Below are 17,835 nucleotides of genomic sequence, written 5' to 3'. Positions count from 1 at the left end.
ATACATGCTACTGCAATTTCATCAATACGAGCGGGTGTCGGCCCCCGTCACACCCGCAGACGGTCGCCGAGGCGCCGGGTCCAGCCGTAGTCGGTGCGGCGCACCGTGTCGTCGAGGAACGGCGCGCCGTCCCGGTCCACGGCATAGGAGAAGATGCCCGCCTTGGGTCCGTCGCTCGGCTGCCAGTCGGCGTAGGGACGGCCCGCGAGTCCTCGAACGGCTCGGAGGCGTCGTCCCAGAGGTTGCGGTCGAACTCCTCGTAGTACGAGAAGCCGATCAGGTAGCGCGAGGGAGGGATGTGCGGCGCGAACGTCGCCCACGTCGCCTCCAGGCCCAGCGGGTCGCGCCCGTACGACTGCTCGAGCACGTAGTCGAACAGGGCCGCACTGGCCGCGAACACGGGCTCGTCGCCGTCCAGGTTGGTGTCGTAGATCAGCAGGGAGCCGTTCCCGCTCGCGCGACCGAGGTGGCGTCCCAGCTCCGCGAAGACCGCTGCGGCGCGGTCGGCCTGAGCCGGGGTGAGCCGTCGTTCCATGTCCACGTCCAGCCCGTCGAGGCCGTGCGCGCGCACGACGGTCTCCACGAGATGCTCCGCGTTGGCGCGATGGCCCGCGGGAGAGTCGGGGAAGGCGGGGTCGAGGATCCGGCCGACGTCCACCGTGCGCGCGACCGCCGTGCTCGGCGAGGAGATCTGCGCCCTCTCGGACCGTCGGCGCTCGCGATGGCGCCTCGGGGAGGTCGGCATGGTCTTCCAGTTCGGCGACCTGATCGGGGAGCTCACGCTCCGCGAGAACATCGCCCTGCCGCTCGACCTGCTCGGCGCTCCCCGCGCCGAGAGCGCCCGCCGGGCGGCCGGGCTGCTGGAGCGGCTCGACATCGCCGAGGTCGCCGATCGTCGCGCACACGAGGTCTCCGGCGGCCAGGCGCAGCGCGCCGCGGTGGCCCGCGCCCTCGCCCCCGAGCCCGCTCTCCAGCTCGCCGACGAGCCGACCGGTGCTCTCGACTCCGCGACGGCCTCCGGGGTGATGGAGGCGCTCACGGACAGCGCCTCCGATCTCGGCACGGGTCTCGTCGTGGTCACGCACGACAACCGGGTGGCCGCCTACCTGGACCGTCTGATCACGATGCGCGACGGACGGGTGGTGGGCTGAGATGCGCCGCGCCGCGGCGCTCGGATGGCGGCTCGGCACCCGCGCGACAGCGCACGGGAGACTGCGCTCCGTGGTCATGCTCGTGGTGGCCGCGGGCGGCACCCTCGCCGTGCTCGCGATCGTCGCCGTCGCCCGCGCGATGGAGGCTGCGCCCGTCCCGTCGGCCTCGACCGCGAGCACCGTGCCCGGTCAGGTCCTCGTCGGTGCCGTCGTGCTCGCGGTCGTCCTGCCCGTGCTCGCGCTCGCCGCGGCGAGCGGTCGGATGTCCGCCGCCCTGCGCGGCGAGCGTCTCGCACGGCTGCACCTGCCCGGCCTGTCCCGCTCGCAGCTCGCGGCGGTCGGCGCGGGAGAGACCCTGCCGTGGGCTCTCGGCGGCTGGGCGATCGGGCTCGCGCTCGCCCTCGTCCTCGCACCCGCGCTCCGAGGCCTCGGCGCCCGGGCGGTCGGGATCGAGCCGACGGCGCTCTCCCTGTCGGCCCCTGGCCTCGCATTGAGCCTCGCGGTCCCGGTCCTCATCGCGGGAGGCGGCGCGATCGCCCGGCGCGGCTCCTCCGCGACGGATCTGAGCCGCGCGCGGGGCCCGATCGTCGCGCGGGCGCGGCTCTGGCGCCTGCTGCCCCTCCTCGCCGGGCTCGGTGCGCTCGCCGGGTGCATCCGGCTCGCGCACCGCGCCACCGCGCCCACCACGACCGTCACGGGTCTTCTGCTGGGAGGGGCGGCTCTCGCGGCGCTCGGCGTCGTGCTCGTGCCCCCGCTCGCGGTGCGCCTGCTCGCCGGGGGCCTCGTGCGCCTGCGGCGTCCGGCCGCCGTGATCGCGGGACGTCGGCTCCAGGCGCAGCCGGGGACGCTCACCCGGATCTACTCCGCGCTGCTGATCGCCCTCGTCGTGTCCACGGCGGCCCAGGGGCTCATCGCCGTCTTCATCTCGGTCCCGCAGTACGCGGCCGTCGAGCACGGTCGCACGGTCGAGGCCCGCGCGGAGGTCTACGTGCCCGAGGGCATGGACGAGGACGCCCTGCGTGATCGTGCGGCACGGGCCGGCGGCGTACGCGAGGTCGCGATCGCGGTCCTGGCGGAGACCTCGCTCCCCGACTCGTCCTGGGCGGATCCCGAGGGGCGGGCCCGCGTGCTGATCACGACGTGTGCCGAGCTGGAGGTCATGCAGCCCGGGCTGACCGGCTGCCGCGACGACCGCGCCGCGTGGATCGGGCCGCCGTGGGCGGGACGGGGTGATCCTCCGGCGGGATCGCTCGAGCTATTCTCCGCCGATCACGACACCGGTGCGCTCGGCTCGCCGATCGCGGCGGTCGAGCCGAGCACCACCGCCCTCACCGTCGCGAGGACCGCGACGTCCTGGGTCGACCAGGCACGGGGGGCCCTGTTCGTGCCCCGCTCCCTGCTCGCTCCTGCCGAGCTGCAGCGCTTCACCGAGCGCACTGCGACCGTCACGGCCGATCCGCGTCCGGGGCTCGACGGACAGCTCGCCGACCTCGGCCTGCGCCCGAGCAGCGGATGGGATCTGGGCGAGTACCTGCAGATCCGGCACCTCGTCGACAGCATCGCCTGCTGAGCGTGGTCGTGCTCTCGATCGGGCTCGGCGGCTTCCTGCTGGTCCTCGTCGACCGTGTCGTCGAGCGGCGGCGGGAGACGGCACGGATGCGACTGGCCGGCGTGCCGGTCGGCGTGGTGCGCTCGGCGCACGCCGTCGAGGTCGCGATCCCGCTCCTGGTCGGCGCCGCGGGCGCGCTCGTGGTGGGCCATGTGATCGCGACGGCGTACATCGACGTGGGCGACATCGGCGCCCGGGCCGACGAGGCTCTCACCCGGCCCACGGGATACCTGGGCCTCGCCGCCGTGGGCGCGCTCGTGGGCTCCGTGCTCGTCGCGGCCGTCTCGGCCCTGGGCCTCGGCGCCCGTCCGGGGCCGGCCGATCTGCGCCGCACCTGATCGTCGGGGCGCGGATGAGGCCCGCAGCCCCGGGACGGCGCCCCCGGGGTGCGGGCCTCATGTGCGCACAGCACGAGCCGTCAGGCGCGCAGGACGCCTCCGACCGCGGCGTCGACCGCCGCGATCGCACGGTCGCGGGCGGCGCGGATCTCCTCGGCGGACAGGGTCCCCGTCGCCGACCGCAGGCGCACCGCGAAGGCGAGGGACTTCATGCCCGCGCCCAGCTGCTCGCCGGTGTAGACGTCGAACAGGCGCACGCTCTCGAGCACGTCGCCGATGCCCGCGGCGAGCGCGGCCTCGACCGCGATCGCGGGCACCGTCTCGCCGACGACGAACGCGAAGTCCTCCTTGGCGACCGGGTACGTCGAGACCGGCTCGGCGCGGACCACGTCGGGGGCGCTCGCGATGAGCGCGTCGACGTCGAGGACCATCGCGGCCCCCCGGGCGGGCAGGCCGAAGGCGGTCACGACGCGGGGGTGCAGCTCGCCCGCGTACCCGAGGACGGTGCCCTCGGCGCCGCGCAGCTCGGCGCCGCGTCCCGGATGGAACGGGGCGCGTTCGACGGCGGCGGGCTGGATCTCGGCGCCCACGGCCGCCGCCGTGCGGTGCGCGAGGTCGAGCGCGTCGGCCCACCCCCAGTCGCCCTCGGCACCCCACCACGAGGCGGGGCTCCGCGGGCCGGCGACCACCGCGGCCGCCTGGGTGGGCTGGAGCGGCAGGGCGTCGTCGATCGCCGCGAGCTCCGCGGGGGCGGGGAGCCCCTCGACACCCGGGAGCGGGGCGACGGGCGCACCCGGTCGCGCGAGGAAGGCGGGGGCGAGCTGGAAGATCGCGATCGACTCCTCGCCGCGGCCCAGGTTGCGCCGGGCCGTCGGCAGCAGCGTCTCGAGCAGGTCGGTGCGCAGCAGCGGCTCGTCCTCCGCGATCGGGTTGGCCAGCCGCACGGCTCGGCGCCGATCGTCGTCGGCGGGCAGGCCGAGCTCGTCGAACACGCTCGCGGAGACGAAGGGGTACGACGTGACCTCGACGAGGCCGTCCTCGGCGAGCGCGGTGCGCGCGCTGCGCCGGCCCCGCTGGAGGCGCGTGAGGCCGCGCCCGCCCGGCGCCTGCGGGAGCACCGAGGGGATCGTGTCGTAGCCGACGAGGCGCGCGATCTCCTCGATCAGGTCCTCGCGGATCGTGAGGTCGCCGCGCCAGCTCGGCGGGGTCACGCGCAACGGGTCCTCGCCCTCGACGACGCAGCCGATCATCTCGAGACTGCCGCGCACCTGCTCGGGCGTGTAGGCCACGCCGACGAGCCGTTCGGCGTCGCCGAGCGGCAGCTCGATCGTCTCCCGCGGCGCGGGCGCCCCGTCGACGCGCTCGTCGGTCACGCGCGGATCGATCTGCCCGCCGCCGTAGCGCACGATGAGCTCGGCGGCGCGCTGCGCCGCGACGGGCGGCAGCAGCGGGTCGACGCCGCGCTCGAAGCGCTTGGACGCCTCGGATGGCAGCCGGTGACGCCGGGCCGACCGGGCGACGGTGACGGGGTCGAAGGTCGCGGCCTCGAGGATCACGTTGACGGTCTCGGAGGACACCTCGGTCGAGGCGCCCCCCATGACGCCGGCGATGCCGATGGCCCGGTCGGTGCCGCCCTCGCCGCCGAAGTCGGCGATCACGAGGTCCTCGGGGTCGAGGTCGCGGGGCTTGTCGTCGAGCGTCTCGAGACGCTCGCCCGCCTGGGCGCGGCGCACCGTGATCGGGCCGACGAGGCGGTGGGAGTCGTAGGCGTGCAACGGCTGGCCGAGATCGAGCATGACGTAGTTGGTCACGTCGACGACGAGCGAGAGGGGGCGCATGCCGGCCTGGGTGAGGCGCTGGCGCATCCACCGCGGCGTGGGGGCGGCGGGATCGATGCCGCGCACCTCGACGGCCACGAAGCGCGTGCAGCCGAGGTGACCGCGGATCGGGGCCTCGTCGCGCAGTTGCACCGGCAGTCCGCCGCGGCCGCCCTGGGCGGGCGTGACCTCGCCGGCGGGGTCGGTGAAGGGGCGCCCGGTCGCGTGGGAGTACTCCCGTGCGACGCCGCGCAGGGAGAACGCATAGCCGCGATCGGGGGTCACGTTGATCTCGACGACCTCGTCGCCGAGGCCGAGCAGCGCGATCGCGTCGTCGCCGGGCTCCGCCCGGACCCCGGCGAGGCTGCCGCGGCCGACCACGAGGATGCCCGCGGCCTCGTCGCCCGCCCCGTCGCCGAGGCCGAGCTCGGCGGCCGAGCAGATCATGCCGTCGGAGAGGTGGCCGTAGGTCTTGCGGGCCGCGATCGGGAACGGGCCGGGCAGCACGGTCCCGGGCAGGGACACGATCACGAGGTCGCCGGGCTCGAAGTTGTGCGCGCCGCAGATGATGCCGCGGCTGGGACGCTCGTCCCCGGGCTGCGGGTCCTTGGGGTCGTCGAGGTCCTCGTTGTGCTCGGGGCCGACGTCGACCCGGCACCAGTTGATGGTCTTGCCGTTCTTCTGCGGCTCCTTGACGAGGTCGAGGACGCGCCCGACGACGAGGGGGCCCGTCACCTGGGCCGGGATGATCCCCTCCTCCTCGAGGCCGACGGACACGAGGGCGGCGGCGACCGACTCGGCGGTCACGTCCTCGGGCAGCTCGACGTGGTCGCCGAGCCAGGTCAGCGGAATGCGGGGCATGTCAGATCTCCGTCCCGTAGTGCTGGGAGAAGCGGACGTCGCCCTCCACCATGTCGTGCATGTCCGCCACGCCGTTGCGGAGCATGAGGATGCGCTCGATGCCGAGGCCGAAGGCGAAGCCTTGGTACTCCTCGGGGTCCACGCCGCAGGCGCGCAGCACAGCGGGGTTGACCATGCCGCAGCCGCCCATCTCGATCCAGCCGGTGCCGCCGCACACGCGGCAGTCGGGCGCGGGATCGTGGTCGAGCCCGAGTCGCGCCTCGCAGCTGAAGCAGCGGAAGTCCATCTCGGCGCTCGGCTCGGTGAACGGGAAGTAGCTGGGGCGCAGGCGCGTGATCGGCTGGCCTCCGAACAGGCGCTCGGCGAGGGTGTCGAGGGTGCCGACGAGGTGAGCCATCGTCAGCCCCTTGTCGATCGCGAGCCCCTCGACCTGCGTGAACACAGGGGTGTGGGTCGCGTCGAGCTCGTCCGTGCGGTACACGGTGCCCGGGCACGCGATGTACAGCGGCACGCCGCGCTCGATGAGGGCGCGCGCCTGGACCGGCGAGGTGTGCGTGCGCAGCACCTGTCCGCTCGAGTCCTGGCCCTCGGCACCGGCGACGTAGAACGTGTCCTGCATCTGGCGCGCCGGATGGTCGGCGTCGAAGTTGAGCGCGTCGAAGTTGAACCACTCGGCCTCGACCTCGGGCCCCTCGGCGATCTCCCAGCCCATCGCGATGAACACGTCGGCGATGCGGTCGGCGAGCACCGTGAGCGGGTGGCGGGCCCCGCGGGGCCGACGGTCGGTGGGCAGGGTGACGTCCACCGTCTCGGAGGCGAGCGCGGCCTCCTCCTCGGCGGCGGCGAGCGCGGCCTGGCGGGCCGCGATCGCCTGGTGGACGCGCCCCTTGGCCTGGCCGACGAGCTTGCCCGCGCCGGCGCGGTCTGCGGGCGGGAGCGACTTGATGGCGGCGTTGGCGGTCGCGATCACCGACGCCTCGCCGGCGTGCTCGATGCGGACCTGCTTCAGCTCGGCGGTCGTGGAGGCCGCGGCGACGGCCTCGAGGGCGGCGTCGACGGCCGCGGAGATCGACGCCTCGGTGATCTCGGGGGCTGCCTTCGGTGGGGTGTCGGGCACGTCAGTCGCTTTCATCCGGATGTGCGGGCGGCGCAGGGCGTCGCAGGACCGCGTCCATTCTAGGAGCGGCGGCGGGGGCGCCGCCGCCGCGCGCTCGTTAGGCTGGCCGCACCAGACCCGATGCCGAGGAGCGAGCCCCATGCCCCAGTCCGTGAAGGGCGTCATCGCGCGCGGTGCCGCGCGACCCGCCGAGATCGTCGAGATCGTGATCCCCGACCCCGGCCCCCACGACGTCGTGGTCGACGTCGAGGCGTGCGGGGTGTGCCATACCGACCTCGCCTACCGCGACGGCGACGTGAGCGACGACTTCCCGTTCCTGCTGGGCCACGAGGCCGCCGGGCGGGTCGCGCTCATCGGCGACGAGGTGACCCACGTGGCCGTCGGCGACTACGTCGTGCTCAACTGGCGCGCCGTGTGCGGACAGTGCCGCGCATGCCGCAAGGGCGTGCCGCAGTACTGCTTCGCGACGCACAACGCCTCGCGCAGGATGACGCTCGCCGACGGCACCGAGCTCGAGGCGGCCCTCGGCATCGGCGCGTTCGCCGAGAAGACCCTCGTCCACGAGGGCCAGTGCACACGAGTGTCCGAGCAGGCACGGCCCGAGGTCGCCGGGCTGCTCGGCTGCGGCGTGATGGCCGGCCTCGGGGCGGCGCTGAACACGGGCGCCGTGCAGCGCGGGGAGTCCGTGGCCGTGATCGGGCTGGGCGGCGTGGGCTGCGCGGCGGTGGCGGGGGCGGCGCTCGCGGGCGCGACCACGATCATCGCGTGCGACATCGACGCCAAGAAGCTCGCGGCGGCCGAGGAGTTCGGGGCCACCGCGACGCTCGACACCCATGGCCTCTCGCGCGACCAGATCGTCGAGCGGGTCCAGGAGCTGACCGGCGGCTTCGGCGCCGACGTCGTGATCGACGCGGTCGGCCTCCCAGCCACCTACGAGACCGCCTTCTACGCGCGCGACCTCGCCGGCCGCGTCGTGCTCGTCGGCGTCCCGGGCCCCCGCGCCGAGCTGACCGTGCCGCTGGCCGACGTGTTCAGCCGGGGCGGCGCGCTCATGTCCTCGTGGTACGGGGACTGCCTGCCCGAGCGGGACATCCCCACCCTGGTCGACCTCCACCTGGCAGGACGGCTGCCGCTCGAGCGCTTCGTGACGGGCACGGTGGGCCTCGAGGGCGTCGACCATGCCCTGTCGACCCTGCACGAGGGCGACGTGCTGCGCACCGTGGCGGTCACCCGATGAGCGCCCCGACGCCCCCCGCGCCCGAGCGGGTGCGCATCGACCACGCCACGACCGCCGGGACCTTCACCCTCGACGGCGAGACCCACGAGGTCGAGAACAACGTGTGGGTCCTCGGCGACGACGAGACGTGCGTCGTCGTCGACGCCCCGCACGACGTCGACACCGTGCTCGACCTGGTGGGCGAGCGCGAGTGCGTCGGGATCCTCCTGACCCACGCCCACGACGACCATGTGCGCTTCGCCCCCGAGCTGTCGTCGGCGCTCGAGGCGCCTGTGCTGCTGGCCCCCGCCGATCGCGAGGTGTGGAGCCTGACCCACGGCGACCTGCCCTGGGACGACGACGTGGCCGACGGGGACGTCTTCACCGTCGCGGGCGTCGACATCGAGGCGATCGCGACCCCGGGCCACTCCCCCGGCTCGACCTGCTATCTCGTGCCCGCGCTCGGCGTGCTGTTCAGCGGCGACACCCTGTTCGAGGGCGGCCCCGGCGCGACCGGACGCTCGTTCTCCGACCGCGGGACCCTCGAGGGCTCGATCCGCGACCGGCTGTTCACGCTGCCCCTCGGCACGGTCGTGCACACGGGCCACGGGCCCGACACGACGATCGGCGCGGAGCGGGCCCGGGCCGAGGGCGACTGGCTCTGAGGGATCCTGCCCCGCCCGGGGCCCGGGCGGGGCGCCAGCGCTGCGCCGCCGGGCACGGCGGGGCGCTCAGCGGGGCCGGCCCGGCCCGTCCTTCTGGCGCAGGGAGCGCAGGTACTCGTTGTACTCGGTGAGCTCGGCGTCGTTGTCGCGGGCCGCCTTGCGGTCGTACTGGCGGGCGCGGCGCTCCTCCGACCGCGTCCACTGCACGGCGAGGATGATCGCGTAGGCGAGGGTCGGGATCTCCGAGACCCCCCACATGATCGATCCGCCCCGGGTCTGGATCAGGGCGAGCTGCGCGTCGGTGTACATCCCGAGCGCGTGGTACCAGTCCTGGGCGATGATCCAGGTCGCGCTCACCACGGCGACCCCGAAGAACGCGTGGAACGAGAGCGTCACGAGCAGCGTCACGAGCTTGAGCACGGGGTTGAGGGGCCGCGGCGCGGGGTCGATGCCGATCAGCACCCATGCGAACAGGTAGCCCGCGAGCAGGAAGTGCACGGTCATCACGACATGGCCGACGTGCGTGTACTGGGCCAGCTCGAACAGCGGCGAGAAGTAGAAGACGATGAGCGAGCCCGCGAAGATCGCGCCCGCCATCGGCGGGAACGAGATGACGCGGCTGTAGCGGCTGTGGAGCACGGCGAGCACCCATTCGCGCATCCCCCGCGAGCCGTCGGTGCGGGGCGCCGCGGCGCGGGTCAGCAGGGTGACGGGGGCGCCGAGCACCCACAGCGGCGGCACGATCATCATCATCGCCATGTGCTGGACCATGTGCGCGTCGAAGCGGAAGCGGCCGTAGGCGGCGGGCCCGCCGCTCGTGACCCACCACAGGGCCACGCAGCCGAGCACGAAGGGGATCGTGCGCCCGAGCGACCAGGCGTCCCCGCGCCGGCGCAGGCGGAGCACCCCGGCGAGGTAGAGCCCGGCCATGGTCGCGGCGATCACGGTCGCCACCCAGTCGGGCCGGGCCTGGGTGAACAGGGAGGCGACGGAGAAGTCGGCGTGCGGCGGCAGGTAGCCGACGAGCGCGAGGATGCGCAGCTGCCCGGTCGCCGGGACGTCCTGGGGCACCGGCGGGGCGCTGCGGGACAGGGCGATCGACAGCCCGATCACGGCGGCCAGCAGCACGGACTCCGTGAGCGCGAGATGTCGGAAGCGCAGCGCGTCGCCCAGGCGCCTGCGCTGGACGGCGCCGAGCACGGCGAGGGCGACGAGTCCGAGGGCCTTGAGCGCGACGAGCCGCCCGTACGCGGTGGTCGCGACGTCGAGCGGAGAGTCGAGGCGGATCGACGCGTTGAGCACGCCCGAGACGGCGAGCGCGGCGACCCCGGCGAGCGCCCACGGGGAGAAGCGGCGGACGACGACGGGCATGGCCTCGCCGATCACCCGCGGACAGCACAGCATGACGAGCAGGGGCCCGGCCCAGATCGCGGTGCCCGCCAGGTGCAGCGCCATCGCGTTGACCGCGTTGGTGTGGTCGAGGCTCGAGCCCGCGTGACCGGCCAGGCCCAGCAGGGCCACCCCGAGCATCGCCGCCGCGAGGCCCCACGCCGAGGCCACGGTGGAGCGGCCGAGCAGGAGGAACGCCGCGGCGAGCACGGCGGCGATCGCGACCGCGAGCTGCGTGCGCCCGAGCTCGGTGGACAGCGCCACGTACCACAGGTCCGTGAGGCCGCCGACGGCCTCGGCCGCGCCGAGCAGCATGAGGGCCAGGCTCGCGGCGCCCCACACGAGCGCGCACGCCCCGCCGAGGCGCGCCAGGTGGGCGCGGGCGCCCACCAGGCGGGTGCCGTCCTCACGGTGCGGCGGCGGCATCAGCAGCACGACGATCCAGGCGCACCCGACGGTGCCGAGCAGGGCGCCGTGGTGGAGCGCGCGCACGACGGGGGTGCCCCACGTGACGAGGCCGGGGGCGGGCACGAGCCGGCCCGGCACGGCTGCGCCGGTGCTCAGGATGCCCAGCAGGGCGACGAGCGCGGCGAGCACCACGGCGCCGAGCGCGATGAGCGCGCCGTGGGGGCGTGCGGGGACGGCCCCGTCCTCACCGTGAGGGGCGCGGGATCGGCTCATGGACGCTCGGTCATGGACGGTCCGGGCGTCGGCGCAGCGTCTCGAACAGGCAGACGGTCGCCGCGGTCGCGACGTTGAGGGACTCGGCGCGCCCGGCCAGCGGGATCCTCACCGCATGGTCGGCGGCGGCGAGGGCGGCGGCGTCCACCCCGCGCGCCTCGTTGCCCAGGACCCAGGCCAGACGCGGCGGCAGGTCCAGGCAGAAGAGGTCCGTGGCGGCATATCCGCTCGTGACCGCGAGGGCGACGTCGCGGGCCCGCAGCGCGGCGAACAGCGGCTGGACGGGGGCGCCCGGCACGACGGGCAGGTGGAAGACGCTGCCGGCGCTCGAGCGCACCGCCTTGGGCGCGAAGGGATCGGCGCTGTCCTCGGTGAGGAGCACGAGGTCGGCGCCGGCGGCGTCGGCGGTGCGCACGATCGTGCCGACGTTGCCGGGGTCGCGCACCTCGCAGAGCACCACGACGGTGACGGGGCCGGCGGCGGGCAGGGCGTGGACGGCGGCCTCCCAGCCGAGCGCGGGGCGTTCGGCGACCGCGACCGCGCCCTGCGGGGAGGGCACGTCGTCGCCGGCGCCCTCCTGGTCGCCGCGCACGAGCGCCCGCACCACGTGCTCGGGCACGAGTCGCGCGCTCACCCCCGCCGCCCGTCCGAGCTCGGCGAGCTCGGGGTGGGCGGCGCTCGTGCGCTCGGTGAGGAACAGCTCGCGCACCGTGTCGGGGCTCTCGGCGAGCAGGGAGCGCACGGCCTGGGGGCCGTCGGCGCGGATCAGGCCCGTCCTCCGGCGCGCCGAACGCCCGGAGAGGGCGGCGATCCTCCGCACCCGATCGGATCGGGGGGACGTGATCGGAGCCTGCTCCGGGCGTTTGTGACGTGTCATCGGCGCGTGGGGACCCGAGGGGTCACGCCGCCGGCGCGTTGACGTCCTGGGGGAGGGCGCCCTTGGCGGCCTCGACGAGCGCGGCGAACGCGGGAGCGTCGTTGACGGCGAGCTCGGCGAGCATGCGGCGGTCGACCTCGATCTCGGCCAGGCGCAGACCCTGGATGAGACGGTTGTAGGTCATGCCGTTGGCGCGGGCGGCCGCGTTGATGCGCTGGATCCACAGGCGACGGAAGTCGCTCTTGCGGACCTTGCGGTCGCGGTAGTTGTAGGTAGCCGAGTGGAGCACCTGCTCCTTGGCCTTGCGGTACAGGCGCGAGCGCTGACCGCGGTAACCGCTCGCCTGCTCGAGGATCTCCCGACGCTTCTTCTGGGCGTTGACCGCCCGCTTCACGCGTGCCACGTGATTCTCCTTCTTCGGTGACGTTCAGGGCTGCGGGAGGAAGCTCCCGCGGGGCTCAGCGGCCCAGGAGTCGCTTGACCTGCTTGGTGTTCGCCTTGTCGACGGTGGTGTCCCCACCGAGGCGACGCTTGCGATTGCTGGACTTGTGCTCGAGCAGGTGACGTGCGTTGGCCTTCTCGCGCATGAGCTTGCCGCTTCCGGTCACCCGGACGCGCTTCTTGGTGCCCGAGTGGGTCTTGTTCTTGGGCATGTGCCTTCTCCTTCGTATCTGATCCGGACCGACCCTGAGGTCAGGCCGGGGTGCTCTCGCCCGCCGCGTCGGCGGAGGCCGCCGGGGCGTCGGGCTGCTCGCGCTGCTCGGCCTTCTCGGCATCGCTCTTGCGCTTGCGGGCCTCGGCACGCGCCTGGGCCTTCTTCTTGGTCGGCCCGAGGACCATCACCATCGTGCGACCGTCCTGGCGCGGGTGGGACTCGACGAAGCCGTACTCGGCCACGTCCTCCGCCATGCGGGCCAGCAGTCGCGTGCCCATCTCGGGACGGGACTGCTCACGGCCGCGGAAACGGATCATGACCTTGACCTTGTCGCCGCCCTGGAGGAACTTCTCCACGTTGCGGCGCTTGGTCTCGTAGTCGTGCTTGTCGATCTTCAGGCCCATCCGGATCTCCTTCTGGACCGTGTTGACCTGGTTCTTCCGCGACTCGCGCGCCTTCATGTTGGCTTCGTACTTGTACTTGCCGTAGTCCATGAGACGGCAGACGGGCGGGTTCGCGCCCGGTGCGACCTCGACCAGATCGAGATCTGCCTCTGCGGCCAGCCGCAGGGCGTCCTCGACACGCACGATGCCGACCTGCTCGCCGGCAGGGCCGACCAGAAGGACCTTCGGCACCCTGATCTGGCCGTTGATTCGCTGTTCGCTGATGGTGGCTCCTCACCTCGGTTCGTCCGAACATGACGAAGGCCCCCGCCGTCGGCGGAGGCCCCAGGAGTGCGGCGCGCGGCGCCGCGGATCGGCAGAGCGCGAGGCTCTCGATCGCAAGGACCCGACGACAGACCGGGTGCCGAGCGGGGCTCGGCAGGTCGTCGTGAGGTGGGAGGGGACTCCACTTGAACGGAGGAACGGCATGTTCCGGGGATCGAGTATACCAGGGCATGCCCGCAGCGGAAGGGGACGGCGGGTGACGTGCGTCGCCCGCCGTGCCCGACGGTAGCCTTCCACGGGGGCCCGATCCGGGCCCGTCCCCACTGCGAAGGACACCATGGACACCACTTCCCACCCCACGCCCGACCCGGAGGAGACCACGCCTGCGGGCACCGAGGGCGTCGACGCCGCGGGCTCGGCGCGGGACATCGCGGACGTCTCGGCGGTCGAGATCATCACGACGGCGACCGTGCACCTCATGAGCGCGGCGGCCGTCAAGATCGGTCTCGCCGAGGACGAGGAGATCGGTCACTACCAGGATCTCGCCGAGGCCCGGAAGCTGATCACGGCTCTCGCGGGTCTCGTGACGGCGGCCTCCCCCGAGATCGGGGGCGACCATGCCCGGTCGCTGCGCGACGGCCTGCGCACCCTCCAGCTCGCCTTCGCGGAGGCGCTGCCCTTCCCCGACCAGCCCGGCGAGGCCCCGGGCGAGAAGTGGACGGGGCGCGTCAGCCGCTGAGCGCGCGCCGGGGGCGGCCGCGGGCGCGACGCGCACGCGACGGAGCGCACGCGACCGGGCGGGGATCAGACGCGCACGCGGCCGGGCGCGGACGACTCCGGCGCGATCAGGGCGGGCCGTCTCAGCGGCCGAGCTCCCGGGCGAGCCGCGCGCGCACGCGGGTGCGGTGCACCCGCATCGCCGCGAGACCGCCGAGGGCGATCGCCACGCCCAGCAGGCCTGCGCTGCCGATGCCCCAGGACGGTCCCCAGCCGTCGATCACGGCGCCGATCACGGGGCCGCCCACGGCGCCTCCGATCGTCATGGCGCTGCCGTGCCAGCCCATCGCCTCGCCGCGCGCCTCCTCGGGCACCCGGTGCGAGATCGCCTCGCCCGTCGCGGTGATCGAGGGCGCGCACGCGAGACCGGCCAGGAAGCACGCGATCGCGATCGTGGGGACCGAGTGGGCGAGCGCGATCGGGATCGTGAGCAGTCCGAGCGCGCCGATCACCCACAGCGGGTTCACCTCGCGCGTGATCGCCCCGTAGACGATGCCGCCGAGCGCCGAGCCCACGCACCACACCGTGATGACGAGGCCCACGAGGTTCTCGGACCCGACCTGCTTGAGCAGCGCGACGAGCCCGAGGTCGGTGGCGGTCAGGATGACGTTCGAGGTCGCGGTCGCCACGAGCAGCGCGATGCCGCCGAGGGTCAGCAGCTGACGGCGCGCGGAGGCCTTGGTACCGGGGTCCACGACGGGGATGGCACCCGTCGTGAGGTCCTCGCTCAGCCGCTTGTCGCCGAGGCCGTCGGCATGCGCGAGGGCGGCGTCCTCGATGGACTGCAGCGCACCGGGGAGCTTGGTCGGCAGCATCACCTGGTCGGAGCGGGTGGGCGGGTCGGCGATCACGAGGCCGATGCCCGCGACCGCGACGCTCACCCCGACCACGATCAGCAGCAGCGGGGTGCCGATCGTGAAGGCGAGGGCCGCGACGGCCGCCGGGCCGATCATGAAGACGACCTCGGTGATGACCGAGTCGAGCGCGAAGGCGGTGCGGCGCATCCGCGCGGAGACCAGCACGGCCAGCGAGGTGCGGACGATCGAGAACACGGGCAGCGAGAACAGGCCGCCGACGAAGGCGAGACCCACGAGGGCGCCGTAGGGCACGAAGGCGGCGACGACGAGCGTGAGCGACTGGACCACGATCGAGGGCGCGACCGCGCGGCGCAGGCCGCGGGAGTCGACGAGGCGGCCCCTCCACGGCGAGGAGATCGCCATGCCGAGGGTCGAGGCGGTCACGATGAGGCCGGCCTCGAGGTAGCTCTTGTCGAGCCGGTAGACGGCGTGCAGCGTGAACAGCAGGGAGAGCGTCGAGAAGGGGATGCGCGCGAGGAACCCGAGGACGAGCACGGGCATGACGCCGGGAGAGCGCACGACGTCCCGGTAGGCGGCGAGCGCCACGGCTCAGCCCTCCAGGGTCAGTCGCAGGGACGTGATGCGCTCGGCGACCACGACCGAGCGGCCGAGCGCCTCGCCGAGACGGGCGACGACCGCGCGCACGGCCTCGGGGTCCAGGCCGGGCACGAGGCGGACGTGCAGGTCGACCTCGCGCGCGGCGCCGGCGGCGGGCCGCAGGGCGATCACCTCGGGCAGGGCCGCGGCGAGGGCGTCGAGCTCGGCGAGCACGGCGGGGTCCTCGGCGGGCGGCACCCAGACGCGCCCCTGCGCGAGCGCCCATAGGATCGAGCGTCGCAGCAGGACGGGCGTGGGGCGGCTCTCGGCAGGGTCGGCGCCCGCCGCGTCGGCGGGCGCGGGGCCGCTGGCGGGATCGAGCAGCAGGGCCGTGCAGCCCTCCTGGACGGCGGCCTGGGCGGCCTGCTCGGCGACGACGGGCGCGGGGCGGGCGTCGCGTCGCCAGGCGGCGAGGGCCTCGACCGAGCTGAACAGCGGCAGAGCCTTCTCGCCGCCGGGGCCCTCGAGGGTCACCATCGCCATGTCGGCGCCGTTGTCGCCGACGAGGCCGTGCGCGGTCTCGCCGTGCTCGGTCGCGACGGCCATGATCGGCACGAGCACACGGGTCCCGCGCAGGGCCGCGGCGAGGCCCCGCAGATCCTGGTCCTCGCCGCGGTGGCGAGCCGCGAGGGCGTCCGCGAGGGCGCGGGGCGCGCGCCCGTCGTCGTCGGGGAAGGGGCTCACGGCGTAGTCGCGTCCCGCCCAGGGGGTGCCGGCCGTGTCGGTCAGCGCGCTCTTGTCGCGGAAGTGGGCGGGGAGGGAGCGCCGGGCGGCATCGGCGCGGGAATGCTCGTGCGGGCGGTGCTCGGTCACGGCAGGCCGGCGACCTCGAGCGCCTCGGGCAGGGTGAACGCCCCCGCGTAGAGGGCCTTGCCGACGATCGCGCCCTCGACGCCTGCGGGCACGAGCTCGCGCAGCGCGGCGAGGTCCGCGAGCGCGGAGATGCCGCCCGAGGCGACGACGGCCGCGTCGGTGCGGCGCGCGACCTCGGCGAGCAGCTCGAGGTTCGGGCCCCGCAGGGTGCCGTCCTTGGTGACGTCGGTGACGACGTAGCGGCAGCAGCCGGCGTCGTCGAGGCGCGCGAGGGTCTCCCACAGGTCCCCGCCCTCCCGGGTCCAGCCACGGGCCGCGAGCGTGGTCCCGCGCACGTCGAGGCCCACCGCGATGCGGTCGCCGTGCGAGGCGATCACGGATGCGGTCCAGTCGGGGTCCTCGAGGGCCGCCGTGCCCAGGTTGACGCGGCGGCAGCCCGTCGCGAGGGCGGCCTCGAGGGAGGCGTCGTCGCGGATGCCTCCCGACAGCTCGACCTTGAGGTCGACCGAGCCCACGACCTCGGCGAGCAGCTCACGGTTCGAGCCGCGCCCGAAGGCCGCGTCGAGGTCGACGAGATGCAGCCACTCGGCGCCCGCCGCGGCGAAGTCGCGCGCGGCGTCGAGCGGCGAGCCGTAGTCGGTCTCGGATCCGGCCTCGCCCTGGACGAGGCGGACGGCCTTGCCGCCGGCGACGTCGACGGCGGGCAGCAGCTCGAGGCGGGGCGTACTCATGGGGACTCCTCGGGGAGAGAGCGGGGATGGGACGAGCGTAGCGAAGGGGGCGGCGAGCGCGGGAGGCGCTCGTCGCGGCGCCGTGCGGCGGGGTCAGACGCCCTGCTGGATGCGCCAGAAGGCGATGAGGACGCACACCACGCCGAGCACGGCCATGAGCGCGACCGCCCACCACGGCTTCTTCTGGCGGAAGAACGACCAGGACCCGCCGAGCAGGATGCCCCCGACCGCGAGCATCAGGAACGCGAGCAGGATCATGCGGGCGGCTCCGTCCCGGGCCCGTCGGCCGGCGCAGCACCGGGCCCGCTCGCCGTGCCGGGCGCCGCAGCGCCCGCGGGCAGCGTGTCGAGCCAGTTGCGGAGCAGACGGGCACCGGCCGCGCCGGACTTCTCGGGGTGGAACTGGGTGGCCGTGAGCGGACCGTTCTCGACCGCGGCGACGAAGCGGTCGCCGCCGTGCACGGCCCAGCTGACCTGGGGCGGGAGCAGACGCGGATGCGCCTCGAGGTCCCAGCTGCGCGCGCCGTAGGAGTGCACGAAGTAGAAGCGCTCGTCCTCGACGCCCGCGAACAGGCGGGATCCGTCGGCGGTCTCGACCGTGTTCCAGCCCATGTGGGGCACGATCGCGGCCTGCAGCGCGGTGACCTCGCCCGGCCATTCGCCCAGGCCCTCGGCGCGCACGCCGTGCTCGGTCCCGGCGTCGAACATGACCTGCAGGCCGACGCAGATGCCGAGCACCGGGCGGCCGCCCGCGAGGCGCCGCTCGATGATCCGGGGGCCGTCGACCGCACGGATCTGGTCCATGGTCGCCGCGAAGGCGCCGACCCCGGGGACCACGAGCCCGTCGGCCTCGAGGGCCTGTGCGGCGTCGGCCGTCAGGGACACCTCGGCGCCCGCCGCCTCGAGGGCGCGGACGACCGAGCGCACGTTGCCGCTGCCGTGGTCCAGCACGACCACGCGCGGGGCGCGGGGCGCCGCGGGCGTCGTGGTCTCCTCGGGGGTGGTCTCTGTGCTCAT

General features: G+C 74.4%; 19 protein-coding genes. 6 read left to right on the top strand and 13 right to left on the bottom strand.

Going from position 1 to position 17,835, the window contains the following annotated elements:
- Window positions 1–7: 7 nt before the first annotated feature.
- Window positions 8–745: an EndoS/ChiA family endoglycosidase gene (locus tag BRM3_RS08045; protein ID WP_263592816.1), complete on the bottom strand. Its 738-nt coding sequence runs from the start codon at window positions 743–745 to the stop codon at window positions 8–10.
- Here BRM3_RS08045 and BRM3_RS08040 point away from each other — a divergent pair.
- The 3 genes from BRM3_RS08040 to BRM3_RS08030 are packed head-to-tail and all read left to right on the top strand — an operon-like array spanning window position 744 to window position 3,098.
- Window positions 744–1,151: an ATP-binding cassette domain-containing protein gene (locus BRM3_RS08040; RefSeq protein WP_263592815.1), complete on the top strand. Its 408-nt coding sequence runs from the start codon at window positions 744–746 to the stop codon at window positions 1,149–1,151. The genes BRM3_RS08045 and BRM3_RS08040 overlap by 2 nt on opposite strands.
- 1 nt (window position 1,152) lies before the next feature.
- Window positions 1,153–2,721 carry a hypothetical protein gene (locus tag BRM3_RS08035; RefSeq protein ID WP_263592814.1) on the top strand — a complete coding sequence of 523 codons (1,569 nt, stop codon included), beginning with the start codon at window positions 1,153–1,155 and terminating at the stop codon, window positions 2,719–2,721.
- 2 nt (window positions 2,722–2,723) lie between these two features.
- A complete protein-coding gene (locus BRM3_RS08030; protein ID WP_263592813.1) occupies window positions 2,724–3,098 on the top strand; it encodes a hypothetical protein in 375 nt (124 codons plus the stop codon).
- An 80-nt stretch (window positions 3,099–3,178) separates the two neighbouring features.
- Here the strand turns inward: BRM3_RS08030 and pheT are convergent, their stop codons facing one another.
- Both pheT and pheS read right to left on the bottom strand, forming a co-directional pair.
- On the bottom strand, window positions 3,179–5,776 hold the full coding sequence (pheT, locus tag BRM3_RS08025) for a phenylalanine--tRNA ligase subunit beta (protein ID WP_263592812.1): 2,598 nt from the start codon (window positions 5,774–5,776) through the stop codon (window positions 3,179–3,181).
- 1 nt (window position 5,777) lies between these two features.
- Complete coding sequence (gene pheS, locus BRM3_RS08020; RefSeq protein ID WP_396126891.1) at window positions 5,778–6,908, bottom strand: phenylalanine--tRNA ligase subunit alpha; 1,131 nt, start codon at window positions 6,906–6,908, stop codon at window positions 5,778–5,780.
- Window positions 6,909–7,032: 124 nt separating this feature from the next.
- Between pheS and BRM3_RS08015 the strand changes: the two genes are divergently transcribed.
- Window positions 7,033–8,130, top strand: coding sequence for an S-(hydroxymethyl)mycothiol dehydrogenase (locus BRM3_RS08015; protein WP_263592810.1), 1,098 nt, complete (start codon window positions 7,033–7,035; stop codon window positions 8,128–8,130).
- On the top strand, window positions 8,127–8,774 hold the full coding sequence (locus BRM3_RS08010; protein WP_263592809.1) for an MBL fold metallo-hydrolase: 648 nt from the start codon (window positions 8,127–8,129) through the stop codon (window positions 8,772–8,774). Before BRM3_RS08015 ends, BRM3_RS08010 begins: the two co-directional genes overlap by 4 nt.
- Window positions 8,775–8,840: 66 nt before the next feature.
- Here the strand turns inward: BRM3_RS08010 and BRM3_RS08005 are convergent, their stop codons facing one another.
- From BRM3_RS08005 to infC, 5 genes are all read right to left on the bottom strand, one after another.
- Entirely contained in the window at window positions 8,841–10,844 is a 2,004-nt protein-coding gene (locus BRM3_RS08005) for a bifunctional copper resistance protein CopD/cytochrome c oxidase assembly protein (RefSeq protein WP_263592808.1), read from the bottom strand.
- 10 nt (window positions 10,845–10,854) lie between these two features.
- A complete protein-coding gene (locus BRM3_RS08000) occupies window positions 10,855–11,664 on the bottom strand; it encodes a TrmH family RNA methyltransferase (protein ID WP_318152397.1) in 810 nt (269 codons plus the stop codon).
- Between the two features lie 79 nt (window positions 11,665–11,743).
- A complete protein-coding gene (gene rplT, locus BRM3_RS07995) occupies window positions 11,744–12,124 on the bottom strand; it encodes a 50S ribosomal protein L20 (RefSeq protein ID WP_263592806.1) in 381 nt (126 codons plus the stop codon).
- A gap of 55 nt (window positions 12,125–12,179) precedes the next feature.
- Entirely contained in the window at window positions 12,180–12,374 is a 195-nt protein-coding gene (rpmI, locus tag BRM3_RS07990; RefSeq protein ID WP_263592805.1) for a 50S ribosomal protein L35, read from the bottom strand.
- Between the two features lie 40 nt (window positions 12,375–12,414).
- Window positions 12,415–13,011 carry a translation initiation factor IF-3 gene (gene infC, locus BRM3_RS07985; RefSeq protein ID WP_263592804.1) on the bottom strand — a complete coding sequence of 199 codons (597 nt, stop codon included), beginning with the start codon at window positions 13,009–13,011 and terminating at the stop codon, window positions 12,415–12,417.
- 370 nt (window positions 13,012–13,381) lie between these two features.
- Between infC and BRM3_RS07980 the strand changes: the two genes are divergently transcribed.
- Entirely contained in the window at window positions 13,382–13,783 is a 402-nt protein-coding gene (locus tag BRM3_RS07980; protein WP_263592803.1) for a DUF1844 domain-containing protein, read from the top strand.
- A 121-nt stretch (window positions 13,784–13,904) separates the two neighbouring features.
- On the opposite strand, the gene BRM3_RS07975 is transcribed toward BRM3_RS07980, so the two are convergent.
- The 5 genes from BRM3_RS07975 to hisH all read right to left on the bottom strand — a co-directional run bounded on the left by BRM3_RS07975 (window position 13,905) and on the right by hisH (window position 17,835).
- Window positions 13,905–15,224 carry an MFS transporter gene (locus tag BRM3_RS07975; protein WP_263592802.1) on the bottom strand — a complete coding sequence of 440 codons (1,320 nt, stop codon included), beginning with the start codon at window positions 15,222–15,224 and terminating at the stop codon, window positions 13,905–13,907.
- 3 nt (window positions 15,225–15,227) lie between these two features.
- On the bottom strand, window positions 15,228–16,088 hold the full coding sequence (locus BRM3_RS07970) for an SseB family protein (RefSeq protein ID WP_263592801.1): 861 nt from the start codon (window positions 16,086–16,088) through the stop codon (window positions 15,228–15,230).
- Window positions 16,085–16,819 (bottom strand): bifunctional 1-(5-phosphoribosyl)-5-((5-phosphoribosylamino)methylideneamino)imidazole-4-carboxamide isomerase/phosphoribosylanthranilate isomerase PriA, encoded by a 735-nt coding sequence (priA, locus tag BRM3_RS07965; protein WP_263592800.1) that lies wholly within the window; start codon window positions 16,817–16,819, stop codon window positions 16,085–16,087. The genes BRM3_RS07970 and priA overlap by 4 nt, the downstream gene beginning before the upstream one ends.
- A gap of 93 nt (window positions 16,820–16,912) precedes the next feature.
- Window positions 16,913–17,077: a hypothetical protein gene (locus BRM3_RS07960; protein ID WP_263592799.1), complete on the bottom strand. Its 165-nt coding sequence runs from the start codon at window positions 17,075–17,077 to the stop codon at window positions 16,913–16,915.
- Window positions 17,074–17,835 (bottom strand): imidazole glycerol phosphate synthase subunit HisH, encoded by a 762-nt coding sequence (gene hisH / locus BRM3_RS07955; protein WP_263592798.1) that lies wholly within the window; start codon window positions 17,833–17,835, stop codon window positions 17,074–17,076. The genes BRM3_RS07960 and hisH overlap by 4 nt, the downstream gene beginning before the upstream one ends.

It is taken from the genome of Brachybacterium huguangmaarense (assembly GCF_025725725.1).
In the GTDB taxonomy this organism is placed as follows: domain Bacteria; phylum Actinomycetota; class Actinomycetes; order Actinomycetales; family Dermabacteraceae; genus Brachybacterium; species Brachybacterium huguangmaarense.
This window is presented reverse-complemented; position numbering and strand designations above follow the sequence as displayed.

Excerpts from the sequence above, each read along its gene's own strand:
- BRM3_RS08015 (WP_263592810.1), top strand. The coding sequence starts at position 7,033 with ATGCCCCAGTCCGTGAAGGGCGTCATCGCGCGCGGTGCCGCGCGACCC.
- pheS (WP_396126891.1), bottom strand. The coding sequence starts at position 6,908 with ATGAAAGCGACTGACGTGCCCGACACCCCACCGAAGGCAGCCCCCGAG.
- rpmI (WP_263592805.1), bottom strand. The coding sequence starts at position 12,374 with ATGCCCAAGAACAAGACCCACTCGGGCACCAAGAAGCGCGTCCGGGTG.
- BRM3_RS08005 (WP_263592808.1), bottom strand. The coding sequence starts at position 10,844 with ATGAGCCGATCCCGCGCCCCTCACGGTGAGGACGGGGCCGTCCCCGCA.
- BRM3_RS08040 (WP_263592815.1), top strand. The coding sequence starts at position 744 with ATGGTCTTCCAGTTCGGCGACCTGATCGGGGAGCTCACGCTCCGCGAG.
- BRM3_RS08045 (WP_263592816.1), bottom strand. The coding sequence starts at position 745 with ATGCCGACCTCCCCGAGGCGCCATCGCGAGCGCCGACGGTCCGAGAGG.
- hisH (WP_263592798.1), bottom strand. The coding sequence starts at position 17,835 with ATGAGCACAGAGACCACCCCCGAGGAGACCACGACGCCCGCGGCGCCC.
- BRM3_RS08010 (WP_263592809.1), top strand. The coding sequence starts at position 8,127 with ATGAGCGCCCCGACGCCCCCCGCGCCCGAGCGGGTGCGCATCGACCAC.
- pheT (WP_263592812.1), bottom strand. The coding sequence starts at position 5,776 with ATGCCCCGCATTCCGCTGACCTGGCTCGGCGACCACGTCGAGCTGCCC.
- priA (WP_263592800.1), bottom strand. The coding sequence starts at position 16,819 with ATGAGTACGCCCCGCCTCGAGCTGCTGCCCGCCGTCGACGTCGCCGGC.
- BRM3_RS07980 (WP_263592803.1), top strand. The coding sequence starts at position 13,382 with ATGGACACCACTTCCCACCCCACGCCCGACCCGGAGGAGACCACGCCT.
- BRM3_RS07960 (WP_263592799.1), bottom strand. The coding sequence starts at position 17,077 with ATGATCCTGCTCGCGTTCCTGATGCTCGCGGTCGGGGGCATCCTGCTC.
- BRM3_RS08035 (WP_263592814.1), top strand. The coding sequence starts at position 1,153 with ATGCGCCGCGCCGCGGCGCTCGGATGGCGGCTCGGCACCCGCGCGACA.